Source organism: Mucilaginibacter sp. P2_A4, assembly GCF_056405015.1.
The window spans coordinates 208747-230201 of record NZ_JBFUCX010000005.1 but is presented as its reverse complement, the minus strand read 5'-3'; the positions used below and the strand labels follow the sequence as shown (position 1 = coordinate 230201).

General features: G+C 40.7%; 16 protein-coding genes. 4 read left to right on the top strand and 12 right to left on the bottom strand.

What is annotated here, in order from left to right; genetic code table 11:
- Positions 1-38: 38 nt before the first annotated feature.
- The 10 genes from AC1DYB_RS12100 to AC1DYB_RS12055 all read right to left on the bottom strand — a co-directional run bounded on the left by AC1DYB_RS12100 (position 39) and on the right by AC1DYB_RS12055 (position 13312).
- Positions 39-605, bottom strand: coding sequence for a gluconate 2-dehydrogenase subunit 3 family protein (locus AC1DYB_RS12100; protein WP_477391990.1), 567 nt, complete (start codon positions 603-605; stop codon positions 39-41).
- A gap of 144 nt (positions 606-749) precedes the next feature.
- Complete coding sequence (locus AC1DYB_RS12095) at positions 750-2180, bottom strand: Gfo/Idh/MocA family protein (protein WP_477435176.1); 1431 nt, start codon at positions 2178-2180, stop codon at positions 750-752.
- Positions 2181-2201: 21 nt separating this feature from the next.
- On the bottom strand, positions 2202-3881 hold the full coding sequence (locus AC1DYB_RS12090; RefSeq protein ID WP_477391988.1) for a GMC oxidoreductase: 1680 nt from the start codon (positions 3879-3881) through the stop codon (positions 2202-2204).
- 250 nt (positions 3882-4131) lie between these two features.
- Positions 4132-5847 carry a GMC oxidoreductase gene (locus tag AC1DYB_RS12085; RefSeq protein WP_477435174.1) on the bottom strand — a complete coding sequence of 572 codons (1716 nt, stop codon included), beginning with the start codon at positions 5845-5847 and terminating at the stop codon, positions 4132-4134.
- Positions 5848-5850: 3 nt separating this feature from the next.
- The gene (locus tag AC1DYB_RS12080; RefSeq protein WP_477435172.1) at positions 5851-6405 is read right to left on the bottom strand and encodes a gluconate 2-dehydrogenase subunit 3 family protein; all 555 of its coding nucleotides are present in this window, start codon (positions 6403-6405) and stop codon (positions 5851-5853) included.
- Between the two features lie 168 nt (positions 6406-6573).
- Positions 6574-7485, bottom strand: a complete 912-nt coding sequence (locus AC1DYB_RS12075; RefSeq protein WP_477435170.1) for a sugar phosphate isomerase/epimerase family protein — start codon at positions 7483-7485, stop codon at positions 6574-6576.
- A 159-nt stretch (positions 7486-7644) separates the two neighbouring features.
- Complete coding sequence (locus AC1DYB_RS12070) at positions 7645-9174, bottom strand: hypothetical protein (protein ID WP_477435168.1); 1530 nt, start codon at positions 9172-9174, stop codon at positions 7645-7647.
- A gap of 239 nt (positions 9175-9413) precedes the next feature.
- Complete coding sequence (locus tag AC1DYB_RS12065) at positions 9414-10493, bottom strand: fatty acid desaturase (protein ID WP_477435166.1); 1080 nt, start codon at positions 10491-10493, stop codon at positions 9414-9416.
- Positions 10494-10745: 252 nt separating this feature from the next.
- Positions 10746-12656, bottom strand: coding sequence for a tetratricopeptide repeat-containing sensor histidine kinase (locus AC1DYB_RS12060; protein ID WP_477435164.1), 1911 nt, complete (start codon positions 12654-12656; stop codon positions 10746-10748).
- Between the two features lie 89 nt (positions 12657-12745).
- Positions 12746-13312, bottom strand: coding sequence for an acyl-CoA thioesterase (locus tag AC1DYB_RS12055; RefSeq protein ID WP_295718137.1), 567 nt, complete (start codon positions 13310-13312; stop codon positions 12746-12748).
- Positions 13313-13439: 127 nt separating this feature from the next.
- On the opposite strand from AC1DYB_RS12055, the gene AC1DYB_RS12050 reads away from it, so the two are divergent.
- On the top strand, positions 13440-14177 hold the full coding sequence (locus AC1DYB_RS12050; RefSeq protein ID WP_295718139.1) for a hypothetical protein: 738 nt from the start codon (positions 13440-13442) through the stop codon (positions 14175-14177).
- 59 nt (positions 14178-14236) lie between these two features.
- On the opposite strand, the gene AC1DYB_RS12045 is transcribed toward AC1DYB_RS12050, so the two are convergent.
- The gene (locus tag AC1DYB_RS12045) at positions 14237-14602 is read right to left on the bottom strand and encodes a SpoIIAA family protein (protein ID WP_295718140.1); all 366 of its coding nucleotides are present in this window, start codon (positions 14600-14602) and stop codon (positions 14237-14239) included.
- 152 nt (positions 14603-14754) lie between these two features.
- Here AC1DYB_RS12045 and queG point away from each other — a divergent pair, with 152 nt between their 5' ends.
- Positions 14755-15687 carry a tRNA epoxyqueuosine(34) reductase QueG gene (gene queG / locus AC1DYB_RS12040; RefSeq protein WP_477435162.1) on the top strand — a complete coding sequence of 311 codons (933 nt, stop codon included), beginning with the start codon at positions 14755-14757 and terminating at the stop codon, positions 15685-15687.
- Between the two features lie 282 nt (positions 15688-15969).
- Here queG and AC1DYB_RS12035 read toward each other — a convergent pair whose 3' ends face one another.
- On the bottom strand, positions 15970-17007 hold the full coding sequence (locus tag AC1DYB_RS12035; protein ID WP_477435160.1) for an exonuclease domain-containing protein: 1038 nt from the start codon (positions 17005-17007) through the stop codon (positions 15970-15972).
- A 130-nt stretch (positions 17008-17137) separates the two neighbouring features.
- Here AC1DYB_RS12035 and AC1DYB_RS12030 point away from each other — a divergent pair, with 130 nt between their 5' ends.
- A complete protein-coding gene (locus AC1DYB_RS12030) occupies positions 17138-19117 on the top strand; it encodes a transglutaminase domain-containing protein (RefSeq protein ID WP_477435158.1) in 1980 nt (659 codons plus the stop codon).
- Positions 19117-21027 carry a DUF3857 domain-containing protein gene (locus AC1DYB_RS12025; RefSeq protein WP_477435156.1) on the top strand — a complete coding sequence of 637 codons (1911 nt, stop codon included), beginning with the start codon at positions 19117-19119 and terminating at the stop codon, positions 21025-21027. Before AC1DYB_RS12030 ends, AC1DYB_RS12025 begins: the two co-directional genes overlap by 1 nt.
- Positions 21028-21455: the final 428 nt, after the last annotated feature.

The following is a 21455-nucleotide window of genomic DNA, read 5'->3' as shown; positions in this document are numbered from 1 at the left end:
ACTCACCTAATTAACGTAATCAACCAAAAACCAATTCTTTAGGTTGCCCAGGCTTTATCGCCTTTTTTGTATGGCAAATTACCATCATATTTTCCGGGTACTGCAATATAGCGCAGGGCTTGTGTTGCACCGGGTTTTGAGGTGAAGAAACCCAACAGGGTTAATTCCTTCATCATCCTGAAATAATGGTTAGGATCCTCTGGCTTTTTGGTTTTAGTATAGGCTTTTTGTTCAATGTCAAGCGCTGTAAGTAATTCGGTGCGCTGATTTGCATCAGCCTCCATGAACTTCTTGCCAAACTTCTTTTTACTGGCTTCATCCAAATCAGAAATACCTTTTATAAAGATCTTCTGATCTGCCGGCGTATAACAATCCTGGACCATTACAGTCATAAAATTGCCTACATCGGCCGCTTTTGCACCCGGTGAAGAAGTAGCTGGCAAAATAGTTTCGCCAACCTCGTTCAGAAAAGCAACGTTGTCTTCATCAAACAGTTCGTTTACTTTTTTTGAAGTTGATTTACATCCTGAAATGAAAAACTCGGCGCCTATCACCGTGCCTCCCAGTATCAAACCAACCCTGGTAATTGCATCTCTTCTATTCATTTTTCTAATTATTGGTTTAGTGAATTAGCGATTTAGTGATTTTTTATTTGTTGATTTTGTGAGTTATTGAGTTTATGATTTCTGATTTACTGAAATTTTCATTCTTCAACCAATTCACTAACTCACTAATCCACTAATAATTAATTATGCTTTCAGTTCAAATCCCTGACGGTACTCGCGTTTGATGTATTGGTTAACATCTTCAAAATTGGTAACCTTCATTAATGAATTATCCCATACCAATTTTATACGTCCACCTTTAAGTTCATGACCACGTACTGCAAGGTTTGCCATTAGCAAAGCTTCGGTAAGCGGACCAGCATTATCAAACGATGAGCTAAGTTCTGTTTTACCGTAACCGGCTAAACAACCTTCAACCCATTGCGCGTAGTGACCGTTTGCACCGCCTTGTACACGAGCCCATTTCTGAGGCGCTTTGGCATCCTTAGTCCGCTCTGTTGGTAACAGTGTTGGAGCATCAGAATAAGTACTTGCGTACATTTTTCCTTTTGTACCAACAAACAGTGTTCCGTTACCTTCTTCGCCGCCAAATTTTTCACTTGGTAAAAGCTCTATCGGTCTTTCGGGTTGGATACCACCATCCATCCAGTGCAGGGTAACATCCCCCTTAGTTTTATCAGTTTTAGGGAATGTTAATGTAATGTGGCTTGATGGAGGGCAGCTCTCTGGGAAATGACCTTCTTTAAACTCATCAACATAAACACTACCAACACTTGCCTGTACATCCTTAGCGTATTGTATACCCAATACTCTAAATGGCGCTTCTACAAGGTGGCATCCCATATCGCCCAGGGCGCCGGTACCGTAATCCCACCATCCGCGCCAGTTAAACGGCACTAATTTATCAACGTAATCTTTTTTAGGTGCAGTACCCAACCACAGATCCCAATCTAATTCTTTTGGAATATTTGGTTGTGGTGCAGGCCATTGTATGCCCTGAGGCCATACCGGCCTGTTTGTCCAGCAATAAACTGTATGTACATCACCAATCAGGTCGGCATCATACCATTCAGATAGCAAACGGGTACCATCATTTGATGATCCCTGGTTACCCATTTGTGTAACCACTTTATATTTTTTTGCTGCTTCTGTTAATAAGCGGGCTTCCCAAATATCATGTGTCATTGGTTTTTGCACATATACGTGCTTGCCCAACTGCATGGCGCGATAAGTTATAATCGCGTGGTTATGATCCGGGGTAGAAATAGATACGGCATCAAAATGTTTGTGTTCTTTATCATACATCTCGCGCCAATCTTTATAGTACTTTGCCTTAGGGAAATCAGCACGTGATCTGGCCGCCCTTCTATCATCAACATCGCATAAAAAACCAATCTCGGCTTTACCGCTTTTATAAAAGTTAGCGATATCGCTTTGGCCTTTACCACCTGCTCCAACGCCAGCAATAACGAGGCGATCGCTTGGAGCTGTATAACCTTTACCGCCCAAAACAAAGCGCGGAACAATCATGAAACTTGCTGCAGCTATTGTACTGCTTTTAATAAAATCCCGCCTTGATGGTTGGGGTGTAGTTTGATCTTTTTCTTCAGACATAGGTATTTGCAATTATTAGAATTAGATTTCGTTTTTCTTTAAAGCTTTAACAGCATAGTCGGCCGCACGTGCGGTTAATGCCATATAGGTAAGTGATGGGTTTTGGCAAGCAGCTGATGTCATACATGAACCATCAGTAACAAACACGTTTTTAGCATCCCAAACCTGGTTCCACTCATTAAGTACCGATGTTTTAGGATCGCGGCCCATACGTGCTGTACCCATTTCATGAATACCACGGCCTAAGTATGGATTGCTGCTGTGTGTTTGCACATCTTTAGCGCCGGCTGCCTCCAATATCTCTCTGGCATCCTTTTCTATAGCAATACGCATCTTCAACTCATTTTCCTTCAATTCGGCATCAATAGCTACAACAGGCAGTCCCCACTTATCTTTTTTGGTTTTATCAAGCGTAACTTTATTATCATGGTAAGGCAATGTTTCGCCGAAGCCGCCCATACCTAATTGCCATGAACCTGGTTCGGTTAACGCATCTTTAAACTGTCCACCTATATTTAGTTCGGCAATATCCCTGCTCCATCCTTCGCGGCTTGCACCGCCCTGGTAACCAAAGCCACGAATAAAATCGCGCTTATCATTGCCAAGGTTTGCAAAACGTGGAATGTAAAAACCATTTGCACGCCTGCCGAAATAATATTTATCCTCATAACCTTCCATACGGCCAGATGCACCAACACCCAAGTGATGATCCATCAGGTTATGGCCAAGCTCGCCGCTGCTACTACCTAAACCGCCATCCCAAACATCAGTTGCTGAGTTCATTAAAACCCAGGCCGAGTTAATAGTTGAAGCGTTAAGGAATACAACTTTAGCAAAATACTCATAGGTTTGGTTAGTTTCGGCATCCAATACCTCTACTCCTTTTGCTTTTTTAGTGTCTTTATCGTACAATATTTTAGTTACGATGGACCATGGGCGAACGGTTAAATTACCTGTAGCCATAGCTGCCGGTAAAGTAGCCGACTGCGTACTAAAATATGCGCCGAAAGGACAACCCAACCAACATTTATTACGATACTGGCAGTTTGTACGATCATTATGTGGTACCGTGATATTGGCTGTACGGCCAATGATCATAGGGCGTAAATCTTTATAATATTCTTTTAAGCGCTTGGCAACGTCTTTTTCAACAACGTTCATATCCATTGGCGGCATAAAATCGCCATCGGGCAATATGGCAAGACCATCTTTATTACCAGATATACCTGCAAATTTCTCTGCATAGCTATACCATGGCGCAACATCCTTATACCGGATAGGCCAATCAACAGCGATACCATCTTTTAAGTTGGCTTCAAAATCGACATCGGCCCAACGGTATGATTGCCTGCCCCACATTAATGAGCGCCCGCCTACGTGGTAACCGCGAAACCAGTCAAATCTTTTTGTTTCGGTATAAGGACTATCCTTATCGCTTGCCCAATAATCAAGATTAACTTCATTCAGCGGATAATCGCGTTTTAAAACAGGATAATCCTCAATCATTTTTTGCGTACGCCCGCCCCTGTGAGGAAATTCCCAGGGATCTTTATTAGCGTTTACATAGTCTTTTATATGCTTGATATCGCGGCCGCGTTCCAGCATGATGGTTTTCAAACCTTTTTGTGTTAGTTCCTTGGCAGCCCACCCGCCTGAAATTCCTGAGCCAATGACTATAGCGTCATAAGTGTTTGCAGACATACGAATATATTGATTAGTTGTTTTGTTTATTAATTGGTTACTCCGCTAAATGTATGAATAAAAATTATTTTACAAATGGTTCATTGTGTTTTTTTCACACGATGTCGTCAGTTAGCAGTTTTCCGTTCATTGTTAGCAGTTCTTGTAAGTTGACGTAAGTACTTACCGGTTCTCCGAGTGTCGTTTTGCTAACTGCTAACTATTCTGCGTCCAACTGCAAACCGCAAACTGCCTACTGTAAACTGCCCCACTATATATTCCCCTTTTTCATCTCACTCACTGCATAGTCAACCGCCCGGGCCGTAAAGGCCATGTAAGTAAGCGATGGGTTTTGGCACGAGGTTGAGGTCATGCAAGCGCCATCTGTTACAAACACATTTTTAACGGCATGCATCTGGTTCCATTTGTTAAGCACCGATGTTTTAGGATCATTACCCATGCGGGCACCGCCCATTTCATGAATATCCAATCCCGGCGCGCGGTTGTCTGTACTGGCTTTTATATTGGTAAAACCTGCGCTGGTGAACATCTCCGTTAACTGCTCCACATAATCCTTCTTCATCTTCTCGTCGTTATCATCATACTCAACAGAAATTTTTAACTGCGGGATCCCCCACTGGTCTTTCAACGTTTTATCAAGAGCTACATAATTGCTTTCTTTAGGAATAGTTTCGCCCATCATATGCGATCCTACTTTCCAGCCGCTAAGGTTATCCTTCACTAAATTATCCTTCAGGCTGCTACCAACTCCATCCCATGGGCGTTGTTGATAACGGTACGCACTAAAGCCGGATGCATAGCCCCGTAAAAAGTTGGTTTCCTGTTTATATACATTACGGAATCGCGGAATGTAACCGCCACCTGCAGGATTACGGCCATCAGTTGTCCATTCTTTGAAACCATCATACTCGGCGCCAATATGTGCCGAATAATTATGAAAAGCCACATACTTACCCAATACTCCGCTATCATTACCTAACCCGTTGGGGAAGCGGTTTGATGTGGAATTAAGCAGTACTAAATTAGTATTTAAAGCCGCCGCATTTACAAAAATAATTTGCGCGTAATATTCAATTGTTTCTTTTGTGTTTGTATCAACAATGCGCACGCCGGTTGCTTTACCCAGTTTTTCATCGTAAATAATAGATTCAACCACAGAGAACGGCCGCAAAGTACAATGGCCAGATTTAAGGGCCCATGGTATTGTTGAGGCGTTGGCGCTAAAATATCCACCAAAAGGGCAGCCACGCTGACAAAGGGTACGTTCCTGGCATTGTACGCGCCCCTGATCCAAATGAATTTGGTTGGGCTTTGACAAATGCGCACAACGCGCGCTGATCACGTGGCGGTTACTGTATTTACTTTTTACGTGCTGACTAAAATACGTTTCGACGCTATTTAGCGGGAAAGCGGGTAAAAACTCACCATCGGGAAGTTCTGCCAGGCCATCTTTATTACCAGAAATGCCGGCAAATTTTTCAACATAGCTGTACCAGGGCGCAATATCTTTATAACGGATAGGCCAATCAACCGCGAAACCATCTCGGGCCGGGCCTTCAAAATCAAATTCGCTCCAGCGTTGGGTTTGGCGCGCCCAAAGGAGCGACTTACCCCCTACCTGGTACCCACGGATCCAATCAAACGGTTTTTCCTGAACATAGGGGTGCTCCTTATCTTTTACAAAAAAATGAGCGGCATCTTCACCAAAGGCATAGCAGCGGTTCACTATAGGGTTAGCTTCCTGCACAGCCATAGGCATTTCGCCGCGGTGCTCAAACTCCCAGGGGTACATGTTGGTTGTAGGGTAATCCTTAATGTGCTTTACATCGCGGCCCCGCTCCAATATCAGGGTTTTAAGGCCCTTATCTGTAAACTCCTTAGCAGCCCAGCCACCACTCATACCCGAACCTATAACAATGGCATCAAATGTTCTGTCCTTTACGCTATCTATATTTAAATTGGCCATTATTTATACTGCTTGCTTTTGTTTATATGGAAAATGCGCATTATACCGGCCAGGTACCAGTTCATAAATTACCTGCTTGGTCATAAAATATTGTGAGTTGGTGTAACCGTTTACGGTTTGCCCTTTTACTATGCCGTAAAACGTTTTTAATTCTGTAGGTATAGAAATACTTTTAGGGTCTTTATCTTTTTCAATGCTCAACAGCATTTCTTCGCGCTGCTTAGTATTTAGCCCTGCAAATGAATTATCGTATTTCTTTTTAACAGCATCTGTAAACTGCGCCATACCGCTCATAAACGCCTGCTGGTCTGTCTTTTTATAACAATCATCAAGCATCTTCAACACAAATAAATGCAGGTTTAAATCTTTTGCACCAGGTGTGTTTGTTTTAGGGATAATGGTCTCGGCCATATCACCTATCAGCTTTTCCTGATCCGTACTGATTTCAACATTTTTAAGGGCAATGGATGCTTTACCTTTTTCCTGCATACAGGCAGGTAATAAAGCAGCGCCCCCAATAATTAAAGCCAGATTTTTGATGACCGTACGCCTGTGCATATTTAGTAAATTGTTTTAGCAATACTAATTAAATTACCTGTGGTGTTTACAGGTTAATTTAACTTATCAGTTTGCTTGGGTTTATAAACGATTGTCAAACTTAATAATTTTCGTTTTAAAAGTAATGGAGGCAAAAATTAAATCTTTGGTTAATTTACTTCTTTACTATTAATAACCCCATTTTTTCATGATTTGTAAATCAATTTTTACACAATCAACCGGATCTTTGCCCTGGTATGCTTCCTGCTCAATGATAAAAAGTGAAGTTCCCCCCTTTTTGCTGGCTGCTTTTACTATTTCTTTAACAGGTAATATCCCTGAACCTAAAATGGTGCTTTCGGTATCATCTCCATCATGCACAGGTACTTTTATCTCGTCTTTTACGTGCATTGATTCAAAACGACCGGGATATTTGTTAATAAAATCGAGTGCATGACCACCGGTGCTCAGCATATTACCAATATCTATTTGCTGGGCTACCAAAGCTGGGGCAGTATTCTGGATGATATAATCATAAAGGGTTATATCACCAACTTTGGTGCTGATCTCAAAGTTATGGTTATGGTAACCAAATTTCATGGAAGATTTTTGACATAGCTCGCCGCATTTGTTAAACTGCTCCATGGCACGTTTCAGGGCATCAGTATCGGTCCTTACCTTTTCATCAAGCCATGGGCTGATCACAAATTTCTGTCCCATGGTGGCAGCATCTTCCACAGTATATTTCCATGCATCGGTAAAATCCTTTTTTGAATCATCCCAATGCTGGGCTGTCATTACGGTATGCCCACTCGGCATTTTTAGCGACAGATCGTCCAGTATCTTTTTAAATTCCTTTGCAGGATAACCATAAAACTTGCGGTCGACATAGTTGGCATGCTCTACGTGATAGTAGCCAGCATCCGCAATTTTCTTAAGCGTCCCCTTTGGATCAACTTTCATCGCATCGCGCACGCTATATAGCTGCACACCTACCCTTTGAAGTTTCTTTTCCGCGGCAAATAGGCTATCAGGTAATAAGGCCGCGCCTGCAACTGCTAAAGCGCCGGTTTTTAAAAATGATCTGCGTGTGGTTTGCATATTGATTTATTTTGGTTCGTGATTCGTGATTCGTGTTGCGTGATTCGTGTTCCGAGTTTCCTGTTGCGTGTTTCGAGGTTCGTGGTTCCTGTTGCGTGGTTGGTGATTTGGTTTCAATTGCGCGAACCTCGTAACCCGCAACCCGAACCTCCTATACCTCTACTTTTCTATCGGGAATACCGGGAACAGCAGATTTGAGTTGCTTACAAAAGCGATATGCTTACTATCAGGCGACCATGATGGCGTGTTGATAGTACCCTGCCCGCCATATAAATAGGCCACCACTTTTGAGGGGCCACCATCTACCGGCATCAATCTAAGAAATACGTGCTTATAAAAGGGATGATCGCCTGGTGCAACTTCGTTTTTCAGGAAAGTAATATAAACTATCCATTTACCATCGGGCGATACATGCGGAAACCAGTTGTTATAATCATCATTTGTTATCTGTGTTTGCTCACTACCGTCGGCTTTCATACGCCAAACCTGCATTAAGCCACTCCGTACCGAGTTAAAGTAGATGTATTTGCCATCGGGGGTATACTCCGGGCCATCATCCAAACCTATGGTTGTTGTCAGCCTTTCTTCGGGGCCGCCGCCAGCAGGTACGCGGTATACATCAAACTCTTTATTACGCTCCCCGCAAAATACAAGATACTTGCCATCGGGCGACCACCCATGCATATAGCTTGCACCAAGCCCCAAAGCGGTCACTCTTTTAGCGGTCCCTCCAGATGAAGGCACGGTATATCCTATAGATGGCCCGCCATCTCCACTGCTAATAACTAACATTTTGCCATCAAAAGAAAGCACATGATCGTTATTGCTATTTTTTGCAGGATTGGTATTTAAGACGGCAGGCTTGTTGGTTTTAAGATCATATTTATATAGCGAACCCTCACTGTTATAGATAAGCGATTTACCATCTTTCATCCAATTGGGCGCTTGTAATGAGCGCGGCGATTGATAAATAACAGTGCTGTTTTGAGTTGCGATATCAAGTATCTCGATACTGCTGCCAAGATATTGCTTATAAGGCACCAATGATGCCGGTGCCGGCGTAACTATCCGCACATTACTGAAGGTGGCTTTTTCCGTAACATCCGCATTGTGCGAGCAGATGAAGATACCAACATAAACCTCATCGCCAAGATCAAGGTCACTTACTTCTTCGGTAACAAACAGATCGCCTTTGCGTGCTACCGACATGGTATAAACATTGCCTTTACGTTCCAGCTGAATAACATCGGCGGCGGTAATACTTGCTTTTTTTTCTTCGGTAATACCGCTAACAGTTTTACGGTATTGCAACGAGGTTAATCCATCGCCATGTACCACAGCGTTGATATGTTTTGAATTAGAATCGAGCGATGTACGGATCATCAAACCAACCTTGCGGTGAAGCTCTACCCCTTTACCAATAAACGCGGCATTAGTACGAAGTATAAAATCGCCTTTTATCCGTTTCCATACAAAGTGAAAATCATCATGGGTAGCCCATATATTTGATCCTGAACCGCTGAGCTCATATTGCTGCAATTTGGCATCATATTGGGCACTGCCCTTGTGCTTAACTGTACCTACATCTGTTTGGCTATCAAAGATACCCAAGTCCTGTGCTTTTACTCCTTGATTAAAAAGCGCAAAGCACAACAAGCAAACTGATAAACAGAATATTTTAATACGCATTGGTTTTTGGTGTTTAAGTTACACTATAATTGGGTTCACTAAGATATAAATTCAGTTTGTAATTAAAATAATACTATTTTAACATTTACGCTCTTGTTGAACAAAAAAGGAGCAACCTTTTAAGTGTCGCTCCTTTTTTATTCGTCCAATTTTATGTTGAACTTCATCAATCCTCATCAGCAAAGCGTGTTGTTTGCAGGTAATCTGAATGCCCGGTAGTAACCGGTATGATGTCTTTTTTACTTTGCTCTCACCATCACGGGCTTTACTTCGGCATATTTAACCGCCGCTATTTGCACAATGGGTGTTTTAGGAAAATAGGTTAATAAAAATTCTTTTTTTGAGTCACGATATGAACTTACGGCGCCCAACATACTCATTAACTTTATGTAACACCAGGCCAAATCAAACTGATGTGGTTTGAAGCCGGAGCGCGCGCTTTTTGGATATAGGTGATGGTTATTGTGCCATTCGCCTGCAACGTAGCCCGGCCACAATTGGTTTATTGACATATCCTCCCGGTTATGGTCAACACCTTCCCTGCGTTTATCTTCTCCTTTACCATGGCCTTCATAATTAAATGTGCGTACGCCTACAGCCCACACACCAGCCGAACCAAATACAGCACAAGCCAGCGGGAAGCCACCCAACAGGTAAAATGCCCCGAACCAGAATCCCCAGTTAAGAATGATACCTGCGACGGTACGGTACGGATTGGCAATGGTACCCCACTTTTGATATTGTTTGTAGGTATTTGGTGTAACACCAACGTGCTTCATTAAGTTAATGCATTTTTTGTAGCTGGCCTCGTTCATGTTGCGTGCTATTGGCTGGTGATTTACATCGGCCAAAAAGCAATACAGAAAACCACCCTGTGCATTGTACGGGTCGCCCGGCTGATCAGATAAAGCATGATGCACATGGTGCGATACTGCATAGATCTCCTCAGGAATAATTTTAAGCGTAAGATTTTGCGTAAAAAAACGCCAAAAATTATTACGGAATGTATAAGCACAGTGCGTACAATACCTGTGGTGCCATATAGTACCATGGGTACCCATAATGATCATGCTGTAAACAAAAGCTACAATAAGCCCTGTTATACTAAAATATTTAAAAATGAATAAAAACAGGATTGGCGCCAGGCAAAGCACCAGGAACCAGCTTAAAAATGAAAGCCAGTTTTTTTTATCAGCAAATACATTAAGCCTGGAAAAAAATTCTTTTACGATTGTAGCATTGGTAGGTTTTGAAAGGTTACCATCCTTATCAGTCCAACCATACGAAGGTGGTTCGAGCACAGTGTTTAAGAAAGCCATTAAAAAAAAGGGGAGTTTAGTTTAAATTGATCGGGCGTTAATTAGATTGTCACAAGATAGTAAAAAACTACTATTCTCATCATTTTATAAAGATATAGATGAGTTTGCCAAATCCACCAATAAACTTAAAACGTTTTCGGAATAATTAAATTACTTATCAGTAGGTATATATTTTAGATTTTATACGTATTACTTACTATTTAAGATACAATAACATGTTAATTAGATAATAAAAAAAGGAATAATTTTTGTTTAGCCGGCCAACGGGAGGCTAAAACTAAAGGTACTTCCTTTATTTACTTCGGATGTTACCCATAGCCGACCGCCATTAAACTCAACCAATTCCTTACATAAAAACAGGCCAATACCTGTACCTACTTCTCCCATGGTACCGTTCTCGGTAAAGTGCGAATTAAAACCGAATAATTTGAGCTGCTGTTCATGGGCAATACCCTTGCCTGTATCGTTTATATTGATAATAAGTTCATTTTTATCAATACGGCTGCTTAAGCTAACAGTGCCATTATCATCTGTAAACTTTATAGCATTGCTTATAAGGTTACCAATTACAACCTTAATATGCTTTTCATCGGCCTTTACAAAATCGCCCGTGATAGCCACGTTTTGAAACTCGATATTTTTTTGAAGCAGCTGGTAACTATAAATTTGCGCCATCTCCTGGCCTATCGCATAAATATTAATAGCTGATGGGCTTATATTGATGCCCCTGATCTGGCTACCGGCCCATTCCAATAAATTGGATAAGGTGAGCTCGGCCCCTTTTATTACGGGTTCCATTTTCTTCATCAAACCATGCATGTCTTCCAGGTTTAAATCATCATCTTCAAATAAACCCATTATGTTACGCAGGTTGGCAAAAGGTGTGCGCAGATCATGCCCTATAACTGCCAGTAGCTTGTCTTTTAGTTTATTTACTGCAGCCAGGTTTAGGGCTTGCTCTTCTATCAGGTTTTTCTGAATTATCAGGGCTTCCTGCTGTCTGCACAGCGATTTGCTCAGTAACTTCTTTTGATTATAGTTATAGTAAGTGATATATAAAGCAATAAGCACTACCAATAACGAAATTGCCAGTGTTATGATGATGATAGTTTGAAAATGAATTTTTTCTTTTGCCTCTCTACCCTTTCGTTCAATAGCGGCTATTTCATTCAGCCTGGCATTAAACGTAAAATAGTTTTGTATGAGCTCGGTATTATGCCTTTTATTGTAAACATTTAAGCTATCCAATGCCGCGCTGTATTTCTTTTGATAAGCCAGCGCATTTAAAAGATCATGCTTTTGCTCAAAACTAACCACCATTGCTTTGTAAGCTGACGATATGCCCTCCATCAAACCCAAACTATCAGATAACCTTGCTCCTTTTTGTGCATACCCTATAGCTTTATCGTATTGTTTAAGCTCATTATAAAGCACAGCAAATTCAATGGAGGTTTTTGCACGCAGGCGCTTATTACCTGTTTTAAAGCTCATCCTAACAGCTGTATCCGCATAAGCAATGGCTTTGGGGTAGTTTTTTTTATAGTGATGGATGGAACCAAGACGGGTATAAACAATGCTGATATTACCATCATCCTTTGCCTGCTTAAAATAGGTTAATGCCTGCATACTGGCAGGTATTGCATTATTGTAATCCTGCATCCTGATCAGGATCAGTGCCTGTTCGCTATAAAACTCACCTAACATTAGCGCATCCTTACCAGCATATTTTGCCGAGATATCGACATTGCTCTTAGCTTCTTTATAATTTTTAAGTTCGAGGTAAGTGCGACCCAGAGAATTGTAGCATTCAGCCAATATAAGTGGCTTATCCTGCGGAATATATGTTAAGGCGGATTTTAAATAGAATAAACTTATAGGATAATAAGACTGTGCCCAATAAACGTGCCCCAGGTTTAAAAACCCATACCCTATACCATAATTGTATTTTATTTTTTCAGAACGGAGCAGCGCCTTTTCGGCCATGCGGCGTGCGGAATCAGGATTACTTACATAAAGTTCATCTGCTGCTATATTTAACTTATCAATACCAGCTCTTTCTGCCGCGGCATTAACAGGTTGTACCTTAGAAACTTTGTTTTGGGCATAAGTTACGCCGCCTGGTAACAGTAACAATAATAATAACTGGCCAATAATTTGCCTCATTTATACAGGAGTTGGGAAACCTTAGTTCTTAATTTATTAATATGGCGTTACCCAAAACTTGCTGCAAATTAGCGGATAACTTAAAGACGTTACCCAGCCACTAAGCATCTTTCGCCCACAAGCAGCTGAATACAATGCTCATAATTATCAGGCATTTGTATTTGCTCAACTTCTTTCATATAACTCTGTTTGATTTCTTTACGGCGGCGTGCCTCTATAAATCGCCTTACCTGCTCGCGATGTTCCAATATCAATCCCGGAACTTTGGCTGGTTTGTTAGCATCATCCTTAGCTACCATGGTAAAATAGCTGGTATTTGTATGCTTTACAGAGTTGTTCTTGATGTTTTCTGATATTACCCGGATACCCACTACCAACGATGTGTTACCAACGTAGTTAACCGAAGCCATTAATGATACCAGCTCGCCCACCTCAACAGGGTGCAAAAAATCAACCGTATCAATAGATGCTGTTACGCAATAATTACCCGCATGTTTAGCAGCGCAAACATAGGCCACCTTATCCATCAGCGACAGCAGAATACCTCCGTGGATTTTTCCGCCAAAATTAGAATAAGAGGGGATCATCAGTTCCGTGATGGTAGTTTCAGAAAAGCTTACCGTTTTATAATCGGATTGATCTGTAAGAGCTGTCATGTGATAAAAATTGTGCTTACAAGTTTAAGCATCCCATGCTATTAATGCAACATTAGTATTACATAGTTAAAACAGATTAAACTTTAGCAAACTTAAATAGTCAATAACCAAACCCAATTATCTTCAAATGGTTGATATTAATGGCAACCTGTTTTATATTTACCCAAAATCAATATCACAATTGAAAACTATTATCCTGTTAATTGTCTCCCTATTTTGTATAAACAGTGCCTACTCACAGGAAACTGTTGAGCGGAGCCATAAAATTAACGATCATATTACAGAAAAACTGCATGTGCTAAAAAGCGACAAAAGTACAAGGCAGGGCTTGTACCAGGCCGTGTATAACAAATCAATCGCTATCGCGAGCGGTCAGTTTGATAAAGATATAAAAACTGGTGTGTGGCATTTTTATGATCCAAACGGCCATCTGCTGCAAAATTACGATTACACTAAAAAGGATCTCTTGTACGAGGCCCCGGAAGATACTACTTCAAACCTTCGTTATTTTGTAGATAAACAACTTACAGATACCGACCGCACCACTAAACCCATTAAACCAGGCGGAAGATACTATGGATACCTCCCTTATTTAAAACTATTTAAATTACCGGCAAACCTAATGGATATTAATAGGGATGTTTCCATTGCCGTGGTTGAATTGCTGGTTAGCCCGGGTGGGCGGCTGGCCTATTTTAAGGTAAGTATATACAGTGGCAACTACTCCAAAACTTTTAATGTAAACATTGATGCCCTGAATGATGAGGATAGAACATTTATCCCCGCAACCTTAAACAACGAACCTATTGGCTGCAGAATATTAATCAAATGCTTTATTGATAATGATGGCACTTTGATTTTTTAGCAAAAAAAAACACCTTCCGGTGTTTCATGCAGGCTAATAATTAGTAGCTGGATCTTTGATTATTTCTCCGCTATCCACTTAACAGCTTCGTCCAGCTCATCTATGGAGTAGCCTTTATATTTACCTGGTAATATATACTTAAACAGGTGGCTAAACTCCCGCACGCCGCGCTGATCTGTCACGATGGCCAACTTGTTCCACTTGGTAAAGTACTTAAGGCCAATACTTATATTGCCGCACCACGCCCCTGCATCAAAATTTTTTATATGAGTTTCCAATACCAATAGAAAATTTATTTTACCATTTTCTTTAATATGATCATGGATCAAAGGTTTCAACGCATCTTCATAATCTGTATTCGTGATTTCTCCAACAGCGTGTAAACCTAAGATATGTTTTGGCAGGAAATTTAAGTGCTTAAGCATTTACATACGATATATTTTATCAATAGTTACAAAAACCACACCATTAATTAACAAAAACGTCATTTTAACACTTATATTATCATTTTAAGCTGAAATGCCCTGAGAACACGTATATTTTTTGACTTTCAATTTATAGTATCTTTGTGGCAGATATGCAAAACAGAAAACCATATAGCCAGTTGATTAAAGACGAAGCCCAAAAGCTTGGTTTTTTGTTTTGCGGTATATCCAAAGCAGAGTTTCTTGAAGAAGAAGCCCCCCGGTTAGAATCATGGTTAAAAAAAAACATGCATGGCGAAATGCAATACATGGAAAACCATTTCGACAAACGCCTTGATCCGCGGCTGTTGGTGGATGGTGCTAAATCTGTGATTTCATTGGGTATTAACTACTATACAGATAATAAACAAACCGATTCATCAGCACCCAAAATTTCAAAATATGCCTATGGTATAGATTACCATACCGTTATAAAAGATAAGCTGAAGCAGCTATTACAGCTCATTAACGAGAAGATTGGCGAAGTTGGAGGCCGGGTATTTGTTGATTCGGCACCGGTATTAGATAAGGCCTGGGCCAAACGGGCTGGCATGGGCTGGATAGGCAAAAACTCCAACCTGCTAAACAAAAAGGCCGGTTCTTTCTTTTTTTTGGCAGAATTGATCATCGATCTGGAACTGGAATATGATATAGCCCCAACTATGGATCATTGTGGTACTTGTACCAATTGCATTGATGCCTGCCCAACAGATGCCATTGTAGGCCCTTATGTAGTTGATGGCAGCAGGTGCATCTCTTACCTTACCATCGAACTTAAAAACGAGATTCCACCGGAGTTTAAAGGCAAAATGGACAACTGGATGTTTGGTTGTGATGTTTGCCAGGATGTATGCCCCTGGAACCGTTTCTCCATATTAAACACTGAACCGGAATTTGCCCCACACCCCGACCTGCTTAATTTAAAAGCCACCGACTGGCAGGACATGACCCAGGATGTTTTTCAAAAGGTATTCAAAAACTCGGCAGTAAAGCGTACCAAATTTGCAGGGCTAAAAAGAAATATTGATTTTTTGAAGGAGATATGAGATATTCAAAAAGCCCCATATGGGGCTTTTTGAATTAATGAAATTGTACTTTCCTAAAAAGTCTCATATCTAAGAGGCTGTCTAAAAATAATTTATTAAATATTGTTAGACTTCTAATGAAGCATATATCCACGCGTCATTGCGAGGCACGAAGCAATCTCTAAGCTGCACAGAGGGACTCATAAGGTCGATCTGTCTATGGGGAGATTGCTTCGTTCCTCGCAATGACGACCTTTTTTTTATTTTTAGACAGACTATAACATCTCAAATCTAAATTAAACACTACCCTTTTTTAAATTTCAATGCCAGCTGGGCCAGCATATCATCATTTACAGGTTGAGCAGGTTCATCCTTCTTTTTAAATGGCTTGGGTGGATATTGAGTTTTGGTATGATCGGGCTTGTGAAACTCTTTTTTAGGATAATCCGCTTTGGGAGCTTCCGGCTTTGGAGCCTGGGTTTGCTCGGCAGGCTTTGGCTGTTGAGCAGCATTTTTTGCCTGGCGTTCCGCATTTCTTTTAGCATTCCAACGGGCGTGAATCTCTTCCAGCTTGCGTTTGGTATATAAAGGAAAATCGCCCTGCATCATCCATGAATAATAGCTCGGCTCGGCAGTTAATACATCTTCCACTCTTTTGCCTTTGTGCTTGCCAAAGTTGATGGTTTCTTCGCCCTGCTCATTATAAACCATGCGGCCGGCAAAATCAACCGGCTTACTTAAGTTAGTAAATTTATGCAAAGCCTCTACATCGCCCACAACCGGAACGGTGATATTGCCTTTTTTATCTTCCCATTGCATATTTTCATAGCGCTCAATCTGCGCCAGCAAAACTTCCATGGTGGCGCGGGTATCAGCCTCGGCCGAGTGTGCGTTCTCTATTTTTTTATCGCAATAAAACTGGTAAGCGGCTTTAAGTGTGCGCTGCTCCATCTGGTGAAATATATTTTGCACATCCACAAAATGGCGATTATCCAAAGTAAATGCAACGTTAGCACGCAAAAACTCTTCCATCAGCATAGGGATATCAAACTTGTTGGAATTGTAGCCGGCAAGGTCGCTATCGCCAATAAATTCGGCAATGGCCTGGCCCAGGGCGCCAAATTGCTGCTCGTTCTGTATATGCTCGTCATAAATGCCATGCACTAATGATGATTCCAACGGAATAGGCATACCAGGATTAACGCGCCACGTTTTAACTTCTTCGCTACCATCAGGCTGCAGCTTAATAACAGATATCTCAACTATGCGGTCGGCCCCTATATTGGTGCCCGTAGTTTCAAGATCGAAAAAGGCAAGCGGACGTTTTAATTTTAGTTTCATGGTAAAAAATCAGTAATACTGTAAAGGTCGCAAATGTCTTAAAAAGAATCAGCAGAATAAATTTTTTAATTTAAATAATATTCGGTTTTATGTATTAAATTAAAACCATCCTAATTATCGCAATTATTGCATGAAAAAAATACTCCTTATTACTATTTTATTTATTGGTATTCAACACTTTGCAATCGCTCAGGATTTTGAAGAAAGTGTAACCACCGAAGACCTCAGCCTAAAAAAATACGCAAAAGATACATCGGCCCATGCCTTATTTTTAAATGAGTTTGGTAAAAGCAGAATTGATATTACCGGGGACGACCATGTAAGACTAATTTTCAATTATCATGCCCGGATCAAAATCTTTGATAAAAAAGGACTTGAAAGTGGCACCATCGAGATACCTATTCAACATAGCGGTAATAATGAAACTACAGAAGAAGTTGAAGAAATAGTTGGCACTACTTATTACCAGGATGATGATGGCCTTATGCGAAGTGCACCATTTGATGCAAAAAAAGTATATACTGTAAAGGATCATAAGTACCGAAGTACTGTGAAGTTTGCTTTACCAGCTTTGCGGCCAGGTTGTGTAATTGATTTCAGATATAAACTTATATCACCTTACCTTGACGAATTCAGAAATTGGGATTTTCAGGATTTTATACCCAAGGCGCGGTCAAAGTACGAGGTACATATCCCCGCATTCTGGACGTTTAATGCCATATTGCGCGGAAGTTTAAAACTCTCAAACAATACATCGGAGATTGAACGGGAATGCTTTTCATCTCACGGCGCTAAATGCGATTGTTCGTTAATAGTGTACGAAATGAAAGATATCCCTGCTTTTGTAATTGAGGACCATATGACCTCGCCCAAGAACTTTTTGGCAGCTATATATTTTGATGAGGTTGAATGGACCAACCCCTACACCAGTGCAAAAACTGTTGTTTCAAAAACATGGAAAGATATTGAATATCAGCTTAAAACCAATGAGTACTTCGGATCCCAGTTTAAGCGTAAGGAGCTGATGAAAGATAGGATTGCCGCTGTAATAGCTGGAAAAACAGATGACCTGGAAAAGGCCAAAGCCATTTACGCCTACCTTCAAAAATGGTTTAAATGGAATGATCTTACCACCATTTATAGTCCTGACGGTATAAAAAAGGCATATGAAGCACATACCGGTACCATTGGCGATATTAACCTGGCCCTTGCCGCAGCCTTAAGGGCGGCAGATATAAACACAGAAGTAGTAGTTTTATCAACCCGTAATAATGGCAATATTAATATGCTTTACCCGGTAATTAATGATTTTAATTACGTAATAGCTAAAGTTAATATTGGCGATAAAAGTTACCTGCTTGATGCCACCGATCCCTTACTATCATTTGGATTACTACCGCTCAAATGCCTAAATGATAAAGGCAGGGTGATCAGTTTAGATAAACCATCGTACTGGATTGAATTAAGCGGGCTGCAGAAGGAGTCAACAACACAATCACTGGACCTTACTTTGCTTGATAATGGTAAGCTTAAAGGCACCATATCCAACTATTATTCTGGTTATGATGGCTACTTAAAACGCCAGGCAATTAAAAAGTTCAATTCGATTGATGAATATGTTGAAAACCAGGACGAAAAATTACCCAAACTCAAGATCCTTAAATCAAGCATATCAAACCTTGATAGCCTTGATATGCCGCTTGGAGAGACCTTTGAAGTTGAAATTGACGCGTTTGATAACATGAACCATAACCGGTTGGTATTTAATCCTTTTTTATGGGATAAAATTACAACCAATCCATTCAAGCTTGCCGAAAGAGATTACCCTGTTGATTGGGGAATGGCCTCAGATAACCGGTTAATACTAAATATGCACCTGCCCGATGCTTATACTGTTGAAACCCCGCCACAGTCAATAGCTTTTAAAATGCCGGGCAATGGAGGCATGTATGCAAGCAGCTTTGAAAGTATGGGCAATACATTTACGTTCTCGAACATCACTAAGTTTACCAAACCTATTTACACATCCGAGGAGTACCCTTACTTAAAAGAGCTTTATAATAAGATCATCCTTACCCAAAAAGCCGATATGGTTTTCAAGAAAAAATAATGAAAGTATTTGTAACGCTGTTATCATTCCTGGCATTAAATATAAGCGCCGGCGCACAGGAAAATTATGATGTATCACTGATACCAAAGGATTTGTTACCCTATGCCAGCGCCGTTGTGCGTAATGAGGAACTTAATATTGAGGTGAAAGATCTTGATAATACTTTTTATCATATAAAACAGGCTATAACCATATTAAACAAAAATGGCGCTGACGAAGCCGAAATAGTTGTGTTTCATGACAAAGCCAATATTATAAAAGGCATAAAAGGAATAGTATACAACCAGTTTGGTAAGCCCACAGGTAAATTTTCTGAAAGCGACTTTGAGGATGTTGACGCGGTAAGCCGGTCAACACTTTTTGATGATACCAAGGTTAAACATTTTAACCCGGCAGTATCGGATTATCCCTATACGGTGGCCTATGAATATGATATAAAATCAAAACAATCACTCAATTTCAGTGATTGGGTACCTAATTCATCAACCGGAGTAGCCGTTCAAAAAAGCACCTATACTTTCAGCTGTAAACCCGATTTCAAGATCAGGTATAAAGAGTTAAATGTACCGGTTGGTGTGGTTACAGGTACCAATAAGCTGGGAGAAAACACCTATACATGGCAGTTAACCAATTTAAAAGCAATAAAAGAAGAGCCATACAGCCCCAATCAAGATAAATATTTGAGCAGGGTAAAAGTAGCCCCCGAAAAATTTGAATACCTTGGTGTACCCGGGTCATTTAATGATTGGAATGGGATGGGTAAATGGATATATGATAAATTGCTCGCCAGCCGCACAACGCTCCCGATGTCAACAAACGAGCGGATGAAGGAGATCACTAACGGTATTACCGATCCTAAATTGAAAGCCAAAAAAATTTATGAATACATGCAGGGCAAAACACACTACATAAGTGTACAGGTTGGCATTGGCGGTTATCAGCCGTTTTTGGCAAGCGATGTAGACCAGCAAAATTACGGCGACTGTAAAGCACTGGTGAACTATACCCAGGCATTGCTTAATGCCGTTAATATCGACTCCTATTATTGCATTGTAAAATCGGGTTCACGTAAGCAGGGTCCACTGAAGGATTTTGCCAGTATGAACCAGTTTGACCATGTTATATTATGCCTGCCATTTAAAAACGATACCACTTTTCTGGAATGCACAAGCCAGCAAATCCCCTTTGGTTTTTTAAGTGATTTTACCGATGACCGTTATGTATTAGCCTGCACACCCGAAGGCGGTAAACTGCTGCACACACCTAAATACACAGCCCAGGATAACGTACAACATTGCAAAGCCAGCTTCACCATCGATGCAGATGGTATGTTAACAGGGAATATGCTTACTACTTTTAAAGGCACACAGTATGATAACCGCGAATATATCATCCAGGAAGCGCCAAAAGACCAGGTGAAAAGCCTTCAAAAAGAATATCCGATAAATAACCTCGAGATTGAAAAATTTGAATTTAAACAGGATAAAAGTATTAACCCTGTAGCCACAGAAATTATAAAGCTAAGTGCGCCTGATTATGGATCTGCAAGTAACGGTAAGATAGATTTTTTAGCTAATGCCATTAACCGTACAGACGGGGCACCCAGGGAAGTTCATAACAGGCATAACGCTTTTTATATCAACAGGGGCTATACTGATGAAGATGAAATTAGTTACACCCTGCCTAAGGGCTACCATGTTGACATGCGACCGGCAAGTGTATCCATTGACAAGCCCTTTGGAAAATTCTCTGTATCGGCCGTTGTGATTGGCGATCAGCTGATATATAAGCGTAAGCTGCAGGTAATTGATGGCACCTACAATAAAGATATGTACCAGGAGTTTGTGGATTTTTACCAGGCTATCAGCGAAACGGACAATAGCAATGTTACATTGATTAAAAATAACTAAATATAACGATGCCGAGTATGATACCTATAATCATAACCAGGTAGAGCAAAATTTCGTTCCCTGCAAACTTTTTATACTTTGACCAGAATGAGTATTCTTCTTTTTGATTTGACATAACGATGCAAAAATATTCATTTTTAATGTAGTTTGTAATTACCACATTCTTATTGCTATCTAAAAATAAAAAAATAGACCGTCACGAGTTTTATTATCCGGGGGACATTGAAAGGAAAATGACATCTCCACCATGTCATGCTGAACTTGTTTCAGCACCCCAATTCTAAGTATACTTCATGCGGTCCACCTGTCCTGTGGGATCCTGAAACAAGTTCAGGACGACTTCAGTTTTATAACTTGCAATAGGTGAGCACGAAACAATCACAGGCTTTATACAGGGCAAATCAGCACAGTTGGCGATTGCCACGCTG